This window comes from Pseudomonas lundensis (genome assembly GCF_015377145.2).
Lineage (GTDB): Bacteria > Pseudomonadota > Gammaproteobacteria > Pseudomonadales > Pseudomonadaceae > Aquipseudomonas > Aquipseudomonas lundensis.
The window spans coordinates 3,992,749-4,010,597 of sequence record NZ_CP062158.2 but is presented as its reverse complement, the minus strand read 5'-3'; the positions used below and the strand labels follow the sequence as shown (position 1 = coordinate 4,010,597).

Below are 17,849 nucleotides of genomic sequence, written 5' to 3'. Positions count from 1 at the left end.
GTCAGACCCTCACGTAAATTACAGGACGTACCATGACCACCGACAGCACCTCACTGGGCAAACTCGCATTGAGCTCCATGCGCTTGAACCGTGGCGTCCTGATTTTGGTCGGGGTGGCGGTCGTGCTGGTCGGCACCTGTGCGTGGGCGTTGCAGCGCTTGCTGGACGTGGAAGTGAACAAGGTCGATTACCATTTTTCACGGCTGGTCGAGAGCCTGAATGAAAACCGTCTGTTTTTAAGCAACGTCAACAGTGCGGTGAATGACGCCCAGGATGTACTGACCAAGAACATCACCCCGCTGCAAAGCAGGTTGGTGTTTCATGGCGCCGGGGTGAACATTTACGAAGGCAAAGAGTTTTCGTTTTCGACCCCCTTCAACCTGGCACAAAGCGACGCGAGCGAGACGGTTAGCCAAACGGCCTTTTCACTGGGCATGCACTTGGCCAACTTCTATAGCGAGTTTTGGTCGGGCTCGGTGGTCCCTTCACCGCAATTGTTTCTGTTGCCGTCCGGGCATGAATTCACCCTTGCCGTGCCCGCCATCGGCGCCCGTCGCGGGCATGCGGCGATCCTGAGCCTTGAGTCGTATCTGGAAACCAGCAAAGGCCTGTTGCAACTGTTCAAGGAGCGCCAATCCGCGCTGCAAGAAGGGCAGGTGTATTGGGCCAATACGGGCAATGTCAGTGAAGGCAACGCCAAGGTGTTCGGGTTTATAAAAATCAATTTGCCGACCCGGTTTCTGCGGGTTGAAGGTGATGATCGCGAAGTACTGCTGGCCGCGTTGATCAATGTGCGGCGCCTGTCGGAAACCCCCACCAGTGTGGACACCCCGGCGTTTGATGATTTGACCCTGATTGCACCCTCGGGCGAGGTGTTGCTGGGGCGTCGTGATGAAAACAACACGCGGCCCGACGGCATGCGCTTCACCTCCAGCGGGCTGGAAATGAAAGTCGCCAGCGACGGTGACGAGCGTTGGACGGCGGTGTATCGGATCAGCTACGACAGTTTTTTTCATTACGCAAAATGGCAGTTGTTGAGCATTTTCGGCGTTGCCTTGCTCTGCGTTTACGTGGGCTGGCTGGTGAACCGCTGGTATCGGTTACGCGTGGTGCGCCCGGCCGAGCAGGCGCATCGGCGGGTGATTGAAAGCGAAATCTTCAGCCGCGCGGTGATCGACACCGCGCCCACCGGTTTGTGCGTGGTGCGTCAGTCCGATAACCGGATGTTGCTGGCCAACAAACGGGCGCAGACATGGCTGGGCAACTCTCAGTACATCTCACGCTTGATCCGCGAGCAGCAAGCCGATATGGGGGAAGCGTGCGTTGAGGTGGGCGGGCGCTACTTGCACGTCAGCTTTAGCAGCACGCGCTACCAGGGGCAGGACGTGATTGTGTGCGCCTTCAGCGATGTGACCGGGCACAAGGACGATGCCGCCGCGTTGACCCGCGCCCGGCAACAGGCCGAAGAGGCCAGCCAGGCCAAGACTACCTTTCTGGCTACCATGAGCCACGAGATCCGCACGCCGCTGTATGGCGTACTGGGCACCCTTGAATTGCTGGAACTGACACCACTGGACAAGCGCCAGCAGGTGTACCTGAACACCATTTCGCGTTCGTCCTCCACCTTGTTGCAGTTGATCAGCGACATCCTGGATGTGTCGAAGATTGAGGCGGGGCAAATGGCGCTGGAGCCGGGGCGGTTCTGCCCGCTCGACATGGTCGAGGACGTGGTGGATGCCTACGCGGCAGCGGCCGAAGGCAAGGGGCTGCAAATCTATGCCTGCATTGACCCCCAGGTGCCCGATCAACTGGATGGCGACCAGTCGCGCATCCGCCAGATCCTTAATAACCTGCTCAACAACGCGATCAAGTTCACCGACTATGGCCGCGTGGTGCTGCGCCTCAAAGTGGTGCAGCGCGACACCCAGCACGTGACCTTGCAATGGCAAGTCACCGACACCGGCGTGGGGATTTCCGAAATCCAGCAACAGCGCTTGTTCGAACCGTTTTATCAAGTGTTCAACGGCCACTCGGCAGGCGGCACAGGGCTTGGACTGTCGATCTGCATGCGCCTGTCCGAGTTGATGGGCGGGCAACTGCGCGTGGTCAGTGAGCCGGGCCTGGGCAGCAGTTTCAGTTTGCTGCTGAACCTGCCGATTCTGGAGGGGACGTTACCGGCCGTCAGTGACTTGCAGTTGCGTCCGTCGCCGGTGTATGTGCGCGCGCCAGTCACCGAGCTGGCCGAAACCACCTGCGGCTGGTTGAACCGCTGGGGCGCACAGGCACTGGTGGCGTCTGCCGGGCCGATCAACCTGTCGCCGGGCGCGGTGTTAGTGGATTTGCTGCCGGGCCGTCATGGGTCGCTGGAATGGGACGGCCCGCGGGTGATTGGCGTGCCGGGTGCCGGACAGCCCGAGCACACGCCCCAGGGCTGGCAAGTGGGTGTGCACATGATCCGTGGGCTGGCACGGGCGGTGATGCTGGCCCAACTCGGGCGGGTCGCTGCCGACACCGGGCGGGTGCCTTTGATCCGCGAGAAGCTGGCGCTGCGCGTGCTGGTGGCCGAAGACAACCCGATCAACCAGACCATCCTCAAAGAGCAGCTTGAAGAGCTGGGCTGTCGCGTGGTGCTGGCGTCCCACGGGCAGGAAGCACTCAGCCTGTGGTCACCGGACGCCTTCGACGTGGTGCTGACTGACGTCAACATGCCGATCATGAACGGTTACGAACTGGCCGGTGCCATTCGCCAGCAAGATGCCCACATCCCCATCATCGGGGTGACTGCCAACGCCATGCGCGAGGAAGGCGAGCGGTGTATCGCCGTCGGCATGAACGCGCGCATGGTCAAACCCATGACCTTGCAAACGTTATGGACCGAGCTGAACCGCGCGTGCGACATCGGCACGCCAGACGCGTTGCCGGAGGCCAAAACCGTTGCAATGGGGCATGATCACGCGCCCGCCGACGCCCCGATTGTGGTCAGTGCGCGCATGCGTGACTTGTTTATCAACACCATGGGCGCGGACATCACCACCGCGCAGCAAGCGTTGACGGGGCGTGACAGTGACGCACTCAAAGCGCGGCTGCATTGCATCCGTGGTGCGCTGGCCGTGGTTCAGGCCCATGCGCTGGCCGAAGGTTGCGGCGAACTTGAGCGCCGCCTCGAAGGTCATGTACTGGATGAGTCTTTGCACAATCAGATCGAGGTGTTGTTGGCGCGTATCAAACGCGCCGTCGCCGCTGTCTGATATTTTCGTTTTCCCACGCCACCGATTGAGCCGTTCACCGTGTGATGGCTCTTTTGACAGGATGTACCTGTGCCAAAAATAAAAGTCGTATTAGCAGATGACCATCCGATTGTGCTGATGGGCGTTAGCGAGCTGATCGAGCGCGACGAGCGTTATGAGATCGTGGGCCAGGCTCAGACCTCCACAGAGCTGATCGAGCAGTTGCAGCGCTTGCGGCCCGACATTGTGGTCACCGACTACAGCATGCCGGGGGATGAAACCTACGGTGACGGGGTCAAGCTCATCGAATACCTGATCCGGCACTTCCCCGAGGTCAAGATTCTGGTGCTGACCATGCTCACCAACAACCTGATCCTGTCGCGACTCTATGACTTGGGGGTGGGCGGGATTATTTTGAAAAACGGCGACTTGAACCAGATCCCGCTGGCGCTCGGTGCGTTGGCCAAAGGCGATAAATGGCACAGCAAAGCCGGTCAGGGGGCGGCCAGCGTGGTCGAGCGCTCAGATGCGGTGCAGGCACGGATTGCCAGTCTGTCAGTCAAGGAGTTTGAGGTGCTGCGCCGGTTTGCCTCGGGCATGAATGTGCGTGATATCGCTCACTCGCTTAACCGCAGCGTGAAGACCGTGAGTTCGCAGAAGGTCTCCGCCATGCGCAAGCTGGATGTGGAAAACGACCACGCCTTGCTGACCTTCTGCATCAGTATGAATCTGATTTGAACCGTGGCGGTTTCAGGGGTGGAGCACCGGGGCGGTGCCGGTGTGGAAGTGGCCGCCGTCATCGACCCAGGTAAAACTGACGTTGAGCCCTTGAGGGTTAATCTGGCTGCCGGAGGCCATGGGGTAACGCTTTTCACCAAAGGGCGGCGCCATCATGTCGAGGGTTTGCGGCACCGCCATTTCTTGGTGGCGGTCGACCAGGCGCAGTGACGCCATCGATGCGTGATAAGGGGTCGGATTGCGCAGCACCAGCACCCAGTGTTCGCCCTGCTGCTCCAGCGTGAAGGTCAGCTTGGCGGGCATTTCATCCGGGGTGGAGGGCAAGTTTTTCGGGCGATAAAAAATCTTCATCTGGGTGTTCATGGCCAGCGCTACAGCCGCTTCAGGGGCGGGCGTGGCACCGGATTTCGGGGCGATTTCGTAGAGGTTGAGCCAAAACACCGATTCGCGGTCCTTGGGTAACGCATCGCCGTTATAAAGAATGCGCAACCCCTGAACCGCCCCTGGTTGCATGCGAAAGACCGAGGGCAAGGCAATCATCGGTGACGTGCTTTTCTCGGGGGCTTGCTGATCTTCGCCATCATTGACCCAGGTTTGCACCACCACCGGATAGGGGTTGATGTTGGCCAGCATCAGCGAACGTTCGGTTTGCCCTTGTTCGTAAATCACCCGCGTGCGGGACGCCATGACGCCCGCCTGCGCCGGGAGAATGAACACAAACAGCAGGCCGATCAGCATCAGGCGCGTGAGGATGAGGGTTATTTTTTGAGTCATGATTACTGCACCTTAACGAGAACATAGGCGGTGGCATTCACCTTGCCCGGTGTGGCTTTGCGGCCCGGCAGGGTTTTGAGTACCGCGGTCAGTGTCTGTGTGTACGTGGTGTAACCCGAGGCTGCGCTGCCGTTGGCGCTGGCTCCGTCCTTGACCGGGTACCAGCCGCTGGCATTTCCGCCTCCGGCGATCCCGGTGCCCAGAAAATTCATCGCTTTGCCGTCCTTGTTCAGGGCAATGCCTACCCCGGTGGCGATGGTGGGGTCGGTGCCGTAGCCGTTGGAAACCAGATGCGTCACCCCTTGTGTCCCGGTCAGCAACCCCAGCTCCACGGCCTTGGCATATGCAGCTGAAGAGACTTGCACGCCCAGCGCGGTCTGATTGGTGTTGACCCCCGACACCGCCTGATCGCTGCATTCAATCTCGATGCTGAAATCGCTTTCGCGGGTCATGTTGTCGTTCAGTTCCTGGGCCGTGACCGGCGGGAACACCACCAGCGGCGTGACATTGCGCGCGACGCAGGTGGCGGTGTAGCTGATGGAGGCCGCGCTGCGCATGCCAAAGCCGATGCCGTTGTACTGGCCCCAGAAGGAATAATGGGTATTGGAGTCGGTGCCCACGGTGTCGGACTTATAGCCAGGCCCCTGAAATTGCACATAACCATTGGGCTGGGTGCAGGTGTAGCTGTAGGTGCCGCTGCCACTGGCAGCCGCCATGCCGCCGCAATAGTTACTGCCGCTGCCGGATGTGGGCGGCAGGCTGGAGACGCGGGCCAGATCCGCTTGCACCATGCTCAGGTGCTTGGGTTTGATTTGCAGCTTGGTGCCGACCACGTCGTATTGAGTGATTTTGCTTTGCTGCCAGTAGCGGGTGAACACTTTGCCGGAGTTGAGGTGCGTCAGCTTGAGCCCGACATAGGGGAAGTAGGTGGCGTAGTAGCCGGGCAACCCGTCATTGGTCGCGGTACCGGCGCCGTTGCCGATTTCCCAGTAGCCACCGACCCGGTCATCGCCGTTGGTGGCAAACACTTCATACAGCTCGTCCTTGTCTGCCAGGTCGCATTCCCACAGCACCGTCTCGCTGTTGAGGCCCGTGGCGGTGGCGCTGTCCACAATCGTCGTGCCCAGCGGCGTCCCCACCGGTTGCAGGTAGGTGCTGGTGAGGTTGACCCGGCCAAAGTTGATTTGCGCCGAGTAAGGGTCAAGCACGGTGATGCCGTTGTAGACCCGTCGGCACGTGGCCTCAGCCGTGGGAAGCAAGCCGAGTGTCAGCGCCAGCAGCAGTAACTGATTCAATCGTGGGCGTAAGGTGAACATAAGAAAGCCTCGATTTTCGGGGGTGAATTAACGCGATGAATCCACTGGGCGGCAGTCGCTGGTCACACGCAGCAAGGGCTGGTCCAGATCGCGTCCGGAGACGTCGTAGTGCAGGGCGCATTGCTCTTCAGGGCGATCGCCCCAGCGCAAGGTCAAGGCGCCTGCTGGCTTCTCGCTGCGCAAGTAGGCCTGGCTGCCCTGACCCACCATGCCGATCACGCTGCCGGTTTCATCGAGTACATCCGCGCCCATCGGTACGGCCTGGTTGTCGGGCAGCAGGGCCTTGACCAGCAGGGCGTTGCCGCTGCGGGTCTTGAACGTGATCTTGACCGCGGCACCGGCGTACGGCGCCACCCGGCGCTGGCCATCGTCGAGTTCGGTTTTCTGGTTCATGCCTTCCGGGGTGATGGCCACGGTGTTGTAGCGGTAAGGCGTGAGGGCTGGCACCAGGGCATAACCCGAATCATCAATGGTCGTGCCTTGGCTGTTCATGACTTTTGCACCGCTGGCGCCTTTGGCTTCAATCAGCGCAAAGGTATCGCCCAGATAAGGGCCGAAGGTCACGCCGCCGCTGTGCAGTGCCACCGCGCCGCGGGCGCTGCCGGACGCCTGCCAGTAGTCTTCACCCTTGGACGCGCTGAGGGCGAGGCTGGTCTTGGGCAGGCGTTTTTGCAGGTTGCCGCTCCAGGTGTTCTGTTTTTGTTCGGCGTCGCGGGACACATCCACGCCGTAGCTCAGGGTCTGCTCGGCCCCGGCGGTGCCGGACATTGAGGTCTGGTACACGTTGCCGTACGTCGAGCTGTGGCTGACGGAACTGCTCAACGTCGGTGTGTTGCTTTTCGACGGGCTGCCCAGCGGGAACGAGACCGAGAGCAACGTGACTGTTTCAGTCGTGCCGGGGGAGGCCGGGTTCCAGCGGCCGCCGTTGACGTTATTGCCCGCGTTGTGGCCGTCATAGCCGCCGTTACGGGTGTTCTCGACACTGCCGGTGGACTGGCGCGAGACCGACAAGTTGAAGCTCACCGAGTTTTGCAGGGTGTTGGCATAACCCAATTGCAGTTGCGTGTCGCGCTCGCGGCCGTTGCGGTAATCCTGAGTCGAGCCCGACACATAAATCGAACCGTAGGATTCCAGGCTCTGGTTCACGGATACTTCGAAGCGCGAGCGTTGCAGGTAGCTGGCCGAGTCCCAGGTCTCACCTTTGTTCAGGGATTCGCGCACACCGAGCACGTCGCCCAGGTCGCGATACCCGGCGGTTGAGTAGCGGTAACCGGCAATCGACAGCGTGGTGTTGGTCGGTGCGAAGGTGCGGCTGTACGACAGGCGTGCCATCCAGCCATCGACCAGCCCTTCTTGCGGCATGTCGGCGCGCGAGTAGGTGGCATCAAGGCCGAACGCCCCCAGCCAGTTGGCATAGACGCCACCGAACACCAGCGCCTGGTAGCCGTCCGCGACCCGCAAGCCGGTGTTGGCCGTGAGGGTGTTGGTCAGGCCGCGTTGATAGGTGAATTCGCTGAACAGGTCGTTATCGCCCACGTCGCTGGTCTTGCCCACGGCCGCGCTGTAGCGCGAGGTGCCCGGACGCAGGGATTCCGGCACTGCCGAGAATGGCACGCTGAAGCGGCTGATGCTGCCGTCGGCTTCCTGCACCGTGACGTCAAGGTCGCCGTTGTAGTTGGTGGCGTACAGGTCGCTGATTTCAAACGGCCCCGGCGCGACGGTAGCTTCGTAAATGTCATTGCCATTCTGGCGCACAGTGACCTTGGCGTTGGTCTTGGCAATGCCGCGCACCGTCGGCGCATAGCCGCGTACCGATTCGGGCAACATGCGTTCGTCGGAGGTGAGTTGTACCCCACGAAACCCCAGCCCGGAGAAGAAACGCCCCGAGGTGTAACCTTCGCCCGCCGTCAGTTCACTGCGCAGGCTGGGCAGAGCACGTTGCACATACGTGCGGGTAGCGTTCCAGTCGCTGCCGTTTTTCGAGTCATAGCGCAGGGACGCTTGTTGGCGCAGGCGCCACATGCCCAGGTTCAGGCCACTGTTGAGCGCCACATAGCTGGAGTCCGAGTCCTGGGCATGACTGGCGCTGCGGCTGACGTGGTACTGGTTGGCGCTGTAGTTGATGAACCCGATGGTGTTGCCCACGTCCAGGTTCTGCGGTGACACATAGCCGCGCGGCACCTGCAGCATCAGGCTTTGCGGCATGCTGATGTCGAGGCGCAACTGAGCGAAATCGAAATGGCTGCTGGCGCCTTTGACCGTGTCCCCGAGCAACGGGCATTGGCTGCCGGGGGTGTCGGTGATCGCCGTGGCCAGCACGCCCGCGCCTTCCAGCAGCGCCCGTGGCAGGCAAGGTTGCACATCGCCCTGCGCCACGGCGACAAACTGCACCGGCACGCGCTCGACAAAACGGTCATTGAGGTACAGGTCGACCGTGTAGTGGCCGGGATCAATGGCGTTGATGGTGTTAAAGCGCGACAGGGAGCCGCCGCCAAACATCATGTTGTCGTCGAACTGGTAGTCGTCGCTGGTGCTGGCTGAATCGGTTTGAGCCTGTGCCGTGCCCGCCGTCAATGCGCCACACAGGATCGACGACGACGCCAGCAACATGGCCCACAACCAGCGGCTATGCGGGGCGCGGGTGCGGATCCGGCAGGGGATGTATTGAGCCACGGACATGTGTAGTTCCCGAGGTTACTGAACAGGCTGGTCGGTGGTGACGTCGGCGCCGTAATCGTTCACCAGCGTCAGGCGCAGTTGATTGCCGGCGCTGGCCCCTTTGACCGGCCATTGCACCTTGGAGAAGGGCGGGACCATCACGGCCTTGGCCACGTTGACCGGCTTGCCGCCCACCAGCAGGTTGGCCTGGCGGATAACCGCGTGATAACCGCTGTTGTTTTCAGCGCTCAGGTGCTGGTTCGAGCCGCTGCCTTGCAGGGTGAAGGTCATCGACCTGGCGATGTCTTCGGGGTTGCCGCGAATGCTTTGCGGGCGATAAAAGATCTTCATCCGGCTGCTCACGGTGAGCATCAGCTTGTTGGCTTCCATGTCGTGAGCCTTGAGCGCGGGCATTTGCATGAAGTTGATGTAGAACACCGACTCACGGTCTTGCGGCAGGTCCTTGCCGGTGTACACCAGACGCACGATTTGCCCGGCCTTGGGGTTCATCCGGAAAATCTGCGGGCTGGCGATAAAAGGGGCGTCAGCGGTTTGTGGGGTCGACGCCGGGTCGCCCTTATCCACCCAGATCTGCACCAGATTGGGGTACGCGTCATGGCTGGTGAGTTGCAGGGCTTTTTCGCGAATGGCGGCGGGGTAGATCACCCGCGTGCCGCTCATGACCACACTGGCCATCGCGCTCTGGGCAAGCGTTACGCCGATCAGTAAACCGACGGACAGGGCTAAGCGTTTCAGGCAGGTCATGGCCAACTCCTTCCGAAAGGCTGGGAAAACAGAAAAGGACAAGCGAGGTGCGGACCCGCCGCTTCGCAAGGCGCGAAGACGGCAGGTCAGGGGGTTACGCTTACAGGTAGTCGAGGGCGTATTGAGCCGACGCTGAAACGGTACCGGCCGTGGCAGCGCCGGTGCTGATGTAACGCGCAGCGAAGTCGTGGCTGGTGGCGGTTTCGTCTTTTTTCAGCACCAGGCCTTCAACCGACGTCATGCCGCTCAGGGTGATCGGCGTGCCACCGCTGGCATCCAGCAACTGGATTGCAACGTTTTGCGCCGTGCCGGTGTTGCCCAGGTTGCCACCCGTGTTGACGTTGGCACCCAGGAACGTGGTGCGAATGTTCAGGTCGCCCGTGGTGGGGGCGGTGCAACCCGTCACGGCGATGGTGAAAGGCGTTTCACCGGCGAACTTGCCTGCGGTGTCCAGATCACTGGATGCCACGGTGGGCAACACCACGATCGGGCTGCCAGCGTTACCGTTGACCGACACCTGGCACGTCTGGTCAGACACCTGGCCTTTGAAAGTGATGGTGTTTTGGCTGGCGGCGAACGAGATCGCCGGGAATGCCGTCATCGCGATGAGCAGAGCAGTACGCTTCATAGTAATAATCCTGATAACTGGAGATGAGGCTCGAGCCCAACCCATTCTTCGTGGAGTCGGTCAGGAGCAGATTCAGCCAGTGCAGGTTATCGGGGGCAGGGCCGGGCTTTAATCAGACGATTCTTAAAAGGCCGTGGCGGGCGATTGAGGCGGGGGATTTGCCCCAGGCAAAAAAAATGGCTGGCCATGCGGCAAGCCATTTTTCGGTACGGGTACACGGTCTTTATCAACAGGGGTTTGACGCGACGGTCACCTCTGAGGTCCAAGGGCAAGCGATCGCCCAAACAGCGAAAAACGCTCATCCGCTCACGCCTGTCGACTTCGTGTTCACAACGGTGTGGAGAGCGAAAACGGAATGCGCAGTTCCCCGACAGGCCCAGTATCGCGGCCGCACATTTCGTCGTGCACGCAGTGCTGCACCAGCACGCACGGAAATGCCGGCACGGTGTGCAGCACCTGCCGCAGGTGGGGGATTGAGCGCAGGTGCATCGGCTGGGCCGCCTCGTCAAGCAAGGTGAACTGGCCGTGATCCAGGCGGATTCGTGCCAGATAAACACCACCTTCGAGTGACAGCAGCTCCAGCTCGCGTATTTCGCTGTTGGCCGCATGTTGGGTGAGGGTGTGCAGGTTCATGCTTCACTCCTTGCCTACCAGGGCAGGCGTTGTCCATCGTAAGCAAAGAAATGGCCGCTGTCGGCCGGAGTCAACTGGTCAATCAAGGTCAGTAATCGGGCCGCGGCAACGTCTGCGGGACGGGCGCTGTCGCCGACGCGGAAAGGATGCGACAGCCCCGAGATGACCGTGCCCGGGTGCAGGCTGAGCAAGCGGCTGTGCGGACGAGTGCGCGCCAGTTCGATGGAGGCAGTCTTGACCAGCATGTTCAGCGCGGCCTTGGAAGCACGGTAGGCGTACCAGCCACCCAAACGGTTGTCGCCAATGCTCCCGACTTTTGCCGAGAGCATCGCCATAGCGCCGCGCGGTGCGAGCAGTGGTAGAAAGTCGCGCAACACGATGGCTGGCCCCAGCGTGTTGACTTGAAACACAGCCTGCAGCGCCTCGGGTTCGAGGGCGCTGATGCTTTTTTCCGGTTTGATCCCCTCGCGATGGAGTAGGCCGGCCGCGTGTACGATCAGGTGATACGGCGCTTCGGCTGCCAGTTCGGTGGCGGCGCTGGCAATCGTTTCGGGACGTTCAAGGTCCAGCTCGGGCACGGTATGGCGCCCTATCGCACGAACCCCGGCGCAGCGCGGATCTTGCCTCAGGTGTTCGCAAAACGCCGTGCCGAGGGCGCCGCTGGCGCCGATCACCAGCGCGCGATAGCCGTCGTCGAGGGAGGTCATGGTCACGACGTGGTTCATTGGCTCACCCCGGCGCCCTGACGGCGGAAGAATATCGTCACCTGACCCACCTCAACCCCGAACTTGGACATACGGGTGCGGTTGATTAACGTGTCTTCGTCCATCAAGTACATCCAGTCGTCCATGCTCATTTCGTAGGTCGAATCATCGACCGGCAGGTTCAGGCGGTACCGCCAGTGCAACGTGTTTCCGGCGATTTGGCCGTTGGCGATACCCACCACATCCTCGGCGCGGCCGCTCCAGCGTCCCTGGCCCTCGGGTGTGAGGGTCCAGACGCGGCGTTGGCGGGTGCCGTCGCTGTAGAGGAAGCGCTCGTCGAGAATCAGGTTGTTGCCCTCGCGACGGCTGACGATATTGACCTCGAAACGCTTGACCACCTCACCGCTGCGCTTTTGAAACATCCCCCAGGCTTTGACGGGCTGGCTGAAAAACTGCTCCAGATTCAACGCCGGTTGCTGATCCGCGTACCGGGCGACATCCACACCGGTACAACTGGTGATGCTGATGGCCAGCGCCAGTAACAGCAGTAATCGTTTCATTGCCTTTCTCCCTGAAGCACGCGGCTCACGCGTGCGAAGCATCGCGCCATCGGTGCGTTCGGTGGGCAGTCCCGGTAGAGGGTTCTGCGTCGGCCTTTTGGGTCAGTATCAACCCTCATCTAAATACTTGTACAAGGTCAATCGTCTTGTATAGGTTTTATTCAAGATAGGCCGAAAAAAATCAACTGACAATCCATCGGCAATCTTTTTATGCAGAGGCGAAAACCTCACCTTGCAGAGCACGAGGCTGCCTGCGGCTCACCAGTGCGGTTGGAGAATGGGCGATAGCGTCGGGCAAGCCATTCAAGAGGGCTTCTCAGGCAGAGGGCTATTAGCGCTGATGGAGTAGCGACTGTGCTGCGTAGGTGTTTTGAATGGGGTGCGCTGGAGTGGCGGGTGTCACGTCGATTCGAGTTCCTAACGAGGGAGGAACACGTGGGATGCACGGAGGGGGAGGTATGGAGAGAGACAAGGAGAAACCCCCAGACACAAGAAGGCCCGCACTAGGCGGGCTTCTTGTACTGTTTATAGACTCATGGAGACATCTGTAAACAAGCGTTTGGTGGCTACACAGGGACTTGAACCCCGGACCCCAGCATTATGAATGCTATGCTCTAACCAACTGAGCTATGTAGCCAATGGCGCGCATTATTCCTTCGAGCAGGGCATGTGTCAAGCAAATATCTTAAAAAATTCTTTGTTCAATCAACCGCTTAAGGATTTACGGCGTTTGGATGGCAATATCCTGTTAAAAAATGGCACATTGACCGACCTGCAAGTGCGCATTCACCTGATGTACGGAAAGTCTCATGGCCCTTAGCAACGCTCAAACAACAACAACGACTGCCTCACAAACGCCTCAAACCAGCCCGTTGGTGCTACGCATTATCGGTGCAGTGGCGCTGGCGCATCTGATCAATGACTTGATTCAAGCCGTTCTGCCTTCGATCTATCCGATGCTCAAGGCCAAATATGACCTGACCTTTACCCAGATCGGCCTGATTACCCTGACCTTCCAAATGACCGCCTCGCTGTTACAGCCCTGGGTAGGTTATTACACCGATCGCCATCCCAACCCGTTGCTCTTGCCTGCGGGCATGGTGTGTACGCTGGTGGGGATTTTGATGTTGTCCCAGGTCGGCAGTTTTCCCTTGATCCTCCTGGCCGCCGCGCTGGTGGGCATCGGTTCGTCGACCTTCCACCCCGAGGCTTCACGGGTGGCGCGTCTGGCCTCAGGCGGGCGCTACGGTTTTGCACAGTCTACGTTTCAGGTGGGCGGTAATGCCGGTTCTGCGTTTGGTCCTTTGCTGGCAGCATCGATCATCATTCCATTCGGGCAAGACAATGTGGCCTGGTTTGGCCTCTTTGCGCTGTTCGCCGTTGGCTTGCTGTATGCGATCAGTCGTTGGTATCGCAGCCACTTAAACCTGTTCAAGCTCAAAGCCGGGCAAAAGGCCACCCACGGGCTGTCTAAAAATCGGGTGTTGAGCGCGTTGGTCGTGCTTGGGCTGCTGGTGTTCTCCAAATATTTCTATATGGCGAGCCTGACCAGCTACTACACGTTCTTCCTGATCGAGAAGTTCGGCGTCTCCATCGCCAATTCGCAGATGTACTTGTTCCTGTTCCTCGGTGCGGTGGCGGCCGGTACGTTTTTTGGCGGTCCGATCGGCGACCGCATCGGGCGTAAAGCCGTGATCTGGTTCTCGATTCTGGGTGTAGCGCCGTTCACTTTGCTGCTGCCCTATGCGGACTTGTTCTGGACCAGCGTGTTGAGCGTCATCATCGGCTTTGTACTGGCCTCGGCGTTCTCGGCGATTGTGGTGTATGCGCAGGAATTGGTGCCAGGCAATGTGGGCATGATTGCCGGTATCTTCTTTGGCCTGATGTTTGGTTTTGGCGGGATCGGTGCGGCGCTGTTGGGCCATCTGGCGGATATTCACGGTATCGAATACGTGTACACCTTGTGCTCATACCTGCCGCTGCTGGGTGTGCTGGCGATTTTCCTGCCGCGGACCAAAAAGGTCTGATCCGCGCAGGTAATCAGCCTCAGCGCTTAAACAGTGGGTTTGTCGTTTTGGGTGGTGAAGCCAAACGTCAGCAGGGCACTTTCAACCGTGCTCATGTGTTGTAGGCACAGTTGCCACGGCGCGGACACCGCATCGGCCACTTCATTGGGCGCCACGGGAAGCAATACCGGGCGCTGGTTGTCGCTGGCGATGGCCGCGCAGCCTGACGCCACACTGGCCAACCGTTCGTGCAATGACGCTGGAGGCGGGCCCTGTTCCTTGCGCAAGGCATCGGCAAAGGCCTCGGCGAACAGCAGCGAGCTGGCGTACAGGCGCACGGCATGGCGTTCGTAGCGGCTGGCAATGTCTTTGACTTCCCGTGATACAAAGCGCCCGCGTAACGTCCAGCGCGCCGTATTACGGGCGCTGCTGATGCCGGTTTCCAGTGCAATCAGGCTGTCATGGGCGGCCGAGAAGATCAGCACGGCATTTTTGGCTTTGTTGGCGTCGTTCTCTTCCAGTGATTGCAGGCTTTTACCGAAACCTTTCGCCAGCTTTTCCAGCAAGTCCTTTGCCGAGCTGTCGATGATCCCGATGGGGTTCGGGGTCAGCAGGATCTGACTGAACACCAGCCCGACACCCGCGCCCACCAGCACGTCCATCATGCGCACAACACCGGCGCTTTCTGGCCCCACAGCCAGCATCAGCACGGCCGAGACGCCCGCTTGAATCGGTACGACAGCGCCCAGGCCATACAGCGCTGCAATGGCGATGGCGGAAAACGTGGCAAATCCGATCCGCAGCAGGGGATAGCCATCCGGCAGCCAAAGCGCGGCTTCCCCCACGATGATCCCGGTGGCCACCCCGACCATCAGTCCTACTGCCTGTTTGCCATGGCTGGGCAGGCCGGGCGCCAGGCACACGACAGCGCTGATGGCTGCAAACACCGGGTGTTCATGCCCCAGGAAATGCACCGCCAGAATCCACGCCAGCGCGGCGGCAATGGCTGAGGCCAGCGCATCACGCCAGCCGGAAGCCCAGCGGGTTTTGATTTTTTCGACCAGCGAATCGATAGAGCGAGTCAGGAAATTGGGGCGGGCGATCATTCAGGCTCCTGAAGTTGAACAATGGTGGTAATAACCATAGACCTTCGCGCGCCGATAGCGTGCGCCACGGTGCCGGCGTCCAACTCAGAGCCAAAAAAAACCGCGCCTGAGCGCGGTTTTGTACGTGTGGTGTTTACACGTTGAAGCGGAAGTGCAGAACGTCACCGTCTTTAACGATGTAGTCCTTGCCTTCCAGGCGCCATTTGCCAGCGGTTTTGGCACCGGCTTCACCCTTGTACTGGATGAAATCGTCGTAGGCGATGACTTCGGCGCGGATAAAGCCTTTTTCGAAGTCGGTGTGAATCACGGCGGCGGCTTGCGGGGCCGTTGCGCCTACTTTTACAGTCCAGGCGCGTACTTCTTTAACACCTGCCGTGAAGTAGGTTTGCAGGTTCAGCATCTGATAACCGGCACGGATAACCCGGTTCAAGCCCGGCTCTTCGAGGCCCAGCGCTTCCAGGAACATGTCCTTTTCTTCGCCTTCTTCCAGTTCTGCGATTTCCGCTTCGATCTTGTTGCAGACCGGAACGACCAGTGCACCTTCTTCTTCGGCAATGGCCATGACCACGTCGAGGAACGGGTTGTTCTCGAAACCGTCTTCAGCGACGTTGGCGATGTACATAACCGGCTTGGTGGTCAGCAGGTGGAAGCCACGGATGATGGCTTTTTCGTCTGCCGACATGTTCTTGATCAGGCTGCGGGCTGGTTTGCCTTCGGTGAAGTGGGCGATCAACTGCTCCAGCAGAGCCTTTTGAGCCACGGCTTCTTTGTCGCCGCCTTTGGCGTTGCGCGCCACTTTCTGCAACTGCTTTTCGCAGCTGTCGAGGTCAGCGAAGATCAGTTCAAGGTCGATGATTTCGATGTCGCGTTTCGGGTCAACGCTGTTGGAAACGTGAATCACGTTTTCGTCTTCAAAGCAGCGGACTACGTGAGCGATGGCATCGGTCTCACGGATGTTGGCCAGGAACTTGTTACCCAGGCCTTCACCTTTGGAGGCGCCAGCTACCAGGCCCGCGATATCGACGAACTCCATGGTGGTCGGCAGCACCCGCTCCGGGTTCACAATGGCAGCCAGCGCGTCCAGACGCGGATCGGGCATCGGCACGATACCGGTGTTCGGTTCGATCGTGCAGAAGGGGAAGTTCTCAGCCGCAATACCGGATTTGGTCAGGGCGTTGAACAGGGTGGACTTACCGACGTTAGGCAGGCCGACGATGCCGCAATTGAATCCCATGGTGTTTTCCCCGAGGAGTAGAGTCAGGCCTTCTGGCTGTGCAGGTTTTTCATCGCACGGTTCCATTCCCCGGCGAGGATATCCGGCAGCACGCCGAGGGCAAAATCGATGCTGGCATCCAGTTTTTCCTGTTCGGCGCGCGGCGCGCGACCCAGGACAAAATTGGAGACCATGCTGGCGACGCCTGGGTGGCCAATGCCGAGCCGCAGACGGTAGAAATTATTGTTGTTCCCCAGTTGCGCGATGATGTCACGCAGCCCGTTGTGACCTCCGTGGCCGCCGCCCAGTTTGAGCTTGGCAACACCTGGCGGGAGATCGAGTTCGTCGTGGGCCACCAATATGGATTCCGGCGCAATCCGGAAAAAACCGGCAAGCGCCGCAACGGCCTGGCCGCTTCGGTTCATATAGGTGGTGGGAATCAACAGACGAACATCCTGACCTTGATGGCTGAATCGACCGGTCAGGCCAAAATACTTACGGTCTGCAACGAGGTTAACCCCGTGCGCGGACGCGAGACGCTCAACAAAAAGGGCCCCTGCGTTATGCCGGGTCTGTTCGTATTCGGTGCCTGGATTTCCCAGGCCAACGATCAGTTTTATGGCGGTCACGACAAGGGCCCTTCTATGGAGTTGTGGATAACATCGCCGCTGACAGCAGCGGCGAAAACGGACAAAAAAGCGGGTTTACATGAGTAAACTTCGCGATCTTGTCCGCTTTACTCGCTGCGTGTTAGCTCGCGATGTTCCTCAAAACTCCAGACAGAGTAATGAATTACTCTGCTTCAGCTTCTGGTGCAACACGTGGAGCGTGAACGTTGGCTACTGCCAGGTCGTTACCGTGTGCCAGTGCTACGAACTCAACGCCTTTAGGAGCGGTGATGTCCGACAGGTGAATGATCGAGCCGACTTCGGCGTTAGCCAGGTCAACTTCGATGAATTCAGGCAGGTCTTTTGGCAGGCAGGAAACTTCGATTTCAGCAACAACGTGCGAGATCTCGCCGCCTTTCTTGATCGGAGCAGCTTCACCAACGAAGTGAACTGGAACGATTGCAGTCAGCTTCTGACCGGCAACAACGCGTACGAAGTCAGCGTGCATCACGTGGCCTTTGGCCGGGTGACGCTGCAGCGCTTTGATGATTACGTTTTGCTTGGTGCCGCCAACAGTCAGTTCGATAACGTGGCTGTAAGCCGCTTCGTTTTCGAGCAGTTTGGCAACTTCTTTAGCCAGCAGGCTGATGGATTCAGGGGCTTTTTCGCCACCGTAAACGACAGCTGGAACCAGGCTTGCGAGACGACGCAGGCGGCGGCTCGCACCTTTCCCCAGGTCGGAACGCACTTCAGCATTCAGAGTAAATTCGTTCATGTTGTATCTCCAAAATAACCACATCCGGCCTAGCGTTTGCGACCAGCGCTATGGACGGTATGGGCAAAAAAGCCCCGCCCCAACAGGCTGTTGGGGCGGGGCGCTTTTCGTCAACGAGGCATTCGAGAAGGGCAGGGC

The 17,849-nt window shown here is 59.7% G+C and carries 15 protein-coding genes and 1 tRNA gene; 3 read left to right on the top strand and 13 right to left on the bottom strand.

The genetic code is table 11. From position 1 onward, the window contains the following. Nucleotides 1–32: 32 nt before the first annotated feature. Nucleotides 33–3,248, top strand: coding sequence for a hybrid sensor histidine kinase/response regulator (locus tag IF654_RS18925; protein WP_194862149.1), 3,216 nt, complete (start codon nt 33–35; stop codon nt 3,246–3,248). A 69-nt stretch (nt 3,249–3,317) separates the two neighbouring features. After that, nucleotides 3,318–3,965 carry a response regulator gene (locus IF654_RS18920; protein ID WP_047273305.1) on the top strand — a complete coding sequence of 216 codons (648 nt, stop codon included), beginning with the start codon at nt 3,318–3,320 and terminating at the stop codon, nt 3,963–3,965. Nucleotides 3,966–3,977: 12 nt separating this feature from the next. Here the strand turns inward: IF654_RS18920 and IF654_RS18915 are convergent, their stop codons facing one another. From IF654_RS18915 to IF654_RS18875, 9 genes are all read right to left on the bottom strand, one after another. Then, nucleotides 3,978–4,739, bottom strand: coding sequence for a fimbrial biogenesis chaperone (locus IF654_RS18915; RefSeq protein ID WP_052892911.1), 762 nt, complete (start codon nt 4,737–4,739; stop codon nt 3,978–3,980). Between the two features lie 2 nt (nt 4,740–4,741). Next, nucleotides 4,742–6,055: a fimbrial protein gene (locus IF654_RS18910; protein ID WP_047273306.1), complete on the bottom strand. Its 1,314-nt coding sequence runs from the start codon at nt 6,053–6,055 to the stop codon at nt 4,742–4,744. A 27-nt stretch (nt 6,056–6,082) separates the two neighbouring features. Then, on the bottom strand, nt 6,083–8,665 hold the full coding sequence (locus IF654_RS18905) for a fimbria/pilus outer membrane usher protein (RefSeq protein ID WP_194862892.1): 2,583 nt from the start codon (nt 8,663–8,665) through the stop codon (nt 6,083–6,085). Nucleotides 8,666–8,749: 84 nt separating this feature from the next. Continuing rightward, nucleotides 8,750–9,478, bottom strand: a complete 729-nt coding sequence (locus IF654_RS18900) for a fimbrial biogenesis chaperone (RefSeq protein WP_047273307.1) — start codon at nt 9,476–9,478, stop codon at nt 8,750–8,752. Between the two features lie 100 nt (nt 9,479–9,578). Continuing rightward, complete coding sequence (locus tag IF654_RS18895) at nt 9,579–10,106, bottom strand: fimbrial protein (protein ID WP_047273308.1); 528 nt, start codon at nt 10,104–10,106, stop codon at nt 9,579–9,581. Nucleotides 10,107–10,433: 327 nt separating this feature from the next. Continuing rightward, nucleotides 10,434–10,739 (bottom strand): DUF6482 family protein, encoded by a 306-nt coding sequence (locus tag IF654_RS18890; RefSeq protein ID WP_047273309.1) that lies wholly within the window; start codon nt 10,737–10,739, stop codon nt 10,434–10,436. Nucleotides 10,740–10,753: 14 nt separating this feature from the next. Further along, a complete protein-coding gene (locus IF654_RS18885) occupies nt 10,754–11,464 on the bottom strand; it encodes an SDR family NAD(P)-dependent oxidoreductase (protein ID WP_194862150.1) in 711 nt (236 codons plus the stop codon). After that, nucleotides 11,461–12,003 (bottom strand): DUF3833 domain-containing protein, encoded by a 543-nt coding sequence (locus tag IF654_RS18880; protein WP_194862151.1) that lies wholly within the window; start codon nt 12,001–12,003, stop codon nt 11,461–11,463. Before IF654_RS18880 ends, IF654_RS18885 begins: the two co-directional genes overlap by 4 nt. Before the next feature lie 560 nt (nt 12,004–12,563). Then, nucleotides 12,564–12,640, bottom strand: a tRNA-Met gene (locus tag IF654_RS18875). Between the two features lie 172 nt (nt 12,641–12,812). Here IF654_RS18875 and IF654_RS18870 point away from each other — a divergent pair. Beyond that, nucleotides 12,813–14,030: an MFS transporter gene (locus tag IF654_RS18870; RefSeq protein WP_047273312.1), complete on the top strand. Its 1,218-nt coding sequence runs from the start codon at nt 12,813–12,815 to the stop codon at nt 14,028–14,030. Between the two features lie 26 nt (nt 14,031–14,056). Here the strand turns inward: IF654_RS18870 and IF654_RS18865 are convergent, their stop codons facing one another. The 4 genes from IF654_RS18865 to IF654_RS18850 all read right to left on the bottom strand — a co-directional run bounded on the left by IF654_RS18865 (nt 14,057) and on the right by IF654_RS18850 (nt 17,711). Continuing rightward, nucleotides 14,057–15,115: an FUSC family protein gene (locus IF654_RS18865; RefSeq protein ID WP_047273313.1), complete on the bottom strand. Its 1,059-nt coding sequence runs from the start codon at nt 15,113–15,115 to the stop codon at nt 14,057–14,059. Between the two features lie 133 nt (nt 15,116–15,248). Next, nucleotides 15,249–16,349: a redox-regulated ATPase YchF gene (gene ychF, locus IF654_RS18860; protein WP_047273314.1), complete on the bottom strand. Its 1,101-nt coding sequence runs from the start codon at nt 16,347–16,349 to the stop codon at nt 15,249–15,251. A 23-nt stretch (nt 16,350–16,372) separates the two neighbouring features. Further along, a complete protein-coding gene (pth, locus tag IF654_RS18855) occupies nt 16,373–16,957 on the bottom strand; it encodes an aminoacyl-tRNA hydrolase (protein WP_047273315.1) in 585 nt (194 codons plus the stop codon). Nucleotides 16,958–17,120: 163 nt separating this feature from the next. Further along, nucleotides 17,121–17,711, bottom strand: a complete 591-nt coding sequence (locus IF654_RS18850; protein ID WP_047273316.1) for a 50S ribosomal protein L25/general stress protein Ctc — start codon at nt 17,709–17,711, stop codon at nt 17,121–17,123. Between the last annotated feature and the right edge of the window lie 138 nt (nt 17,712–17,849).

Bases quoted from the DNA above. Each gene is read 5' to 3' on its own strand.
- IF654_RS18890 (WP_047273309.1), bottom strand. From the start codon at position 10,739: ATGAACCTGCACACCCTCACCCAACATGCGGCCAACAGCGAAATACGC.
- IF654_RS18850 (WP_047273316.1), bottom strand. From the start codon at position 17,711: ATGAACGAATTTACTCTGAATGCTGAAGTGCGTTCCGACCTGGGGAAA.
- IF654_RS18915 (WP_052892911.1), bottom strand. From the start codon at position 4,739: ATGACTCAAAAAATAACCCTCATCCTCACGCGCCTGATGCTGATCGGC.
- IF654_RS18895 (WP_047273308.1), bottom strand. From the start codon at position 10,106: ATGAAGCGTACTGCTCTGCTCATCGCGATGACGGCATTCCCGGCGATC.
- ychF (WP_047273314.1), bottom strand. From the start codon at position 16,349: ATGGGATTCAATTGCGGCATCGTCGGCCTGCCTAACGTCGGTAAGTCC.
- IF654_RS18865 (WP_047273313.1), bottom strand. From the start codon at position 15,115: ATGATCGCCCGCCCCAATTTCCTGACTCGCTCTATCGATTCGCTGGTC.
- IF654_RS18905 (WP_194862892.1), bottom strand. From the start codon at position 8,665: ATGTTGCTGGCGTCGTCGTCGATCCTGTGTGGCGCATTGACGGCGGGC.
- IF654_RS18910 (WP_047273306.1), bottom strand. From the start codon at position 6,055: ATGTTCACCTTACGCCCACGATTGAATCAGTTACTGCTGCTGGCGCTG.
- IF654_RS18925 (WP_194862149.1), top strand. From the start codon at position 33: ATGACCACCGACAGCACCTCACTGGGCAAACTCGCATTGAGCTCCATG.
- IF654_RS18900 (WP_047273307.1), bottom strand. From the start codon at position 9,478: ATGACCTGCCTGAAACGCTTAGCCCTGTCCGTCGGTTTACTGATCGGC.
- IF654_RS18880 (WP_194862151.1), bottom strand. From the start codon at position 12,003: ATGAAACGATTACTGCTGTTACTGGCGCTGGCCATCAGCATCACCAGT.
- IF654_RS18870 (WP_047273312.1), top strand. From the start codon at position 12,813: ATGGCCCTTAGCAACGCTCAAACAACAACAACGACTGCCTCACAAACG.
- IF654_RS18885 (WP_194862150.1), bottom strand. From the start codon at position 11,464: ATGAACCACGTCGTGACCATGACCTCCCTCGACGACGGCTATCGCGCG.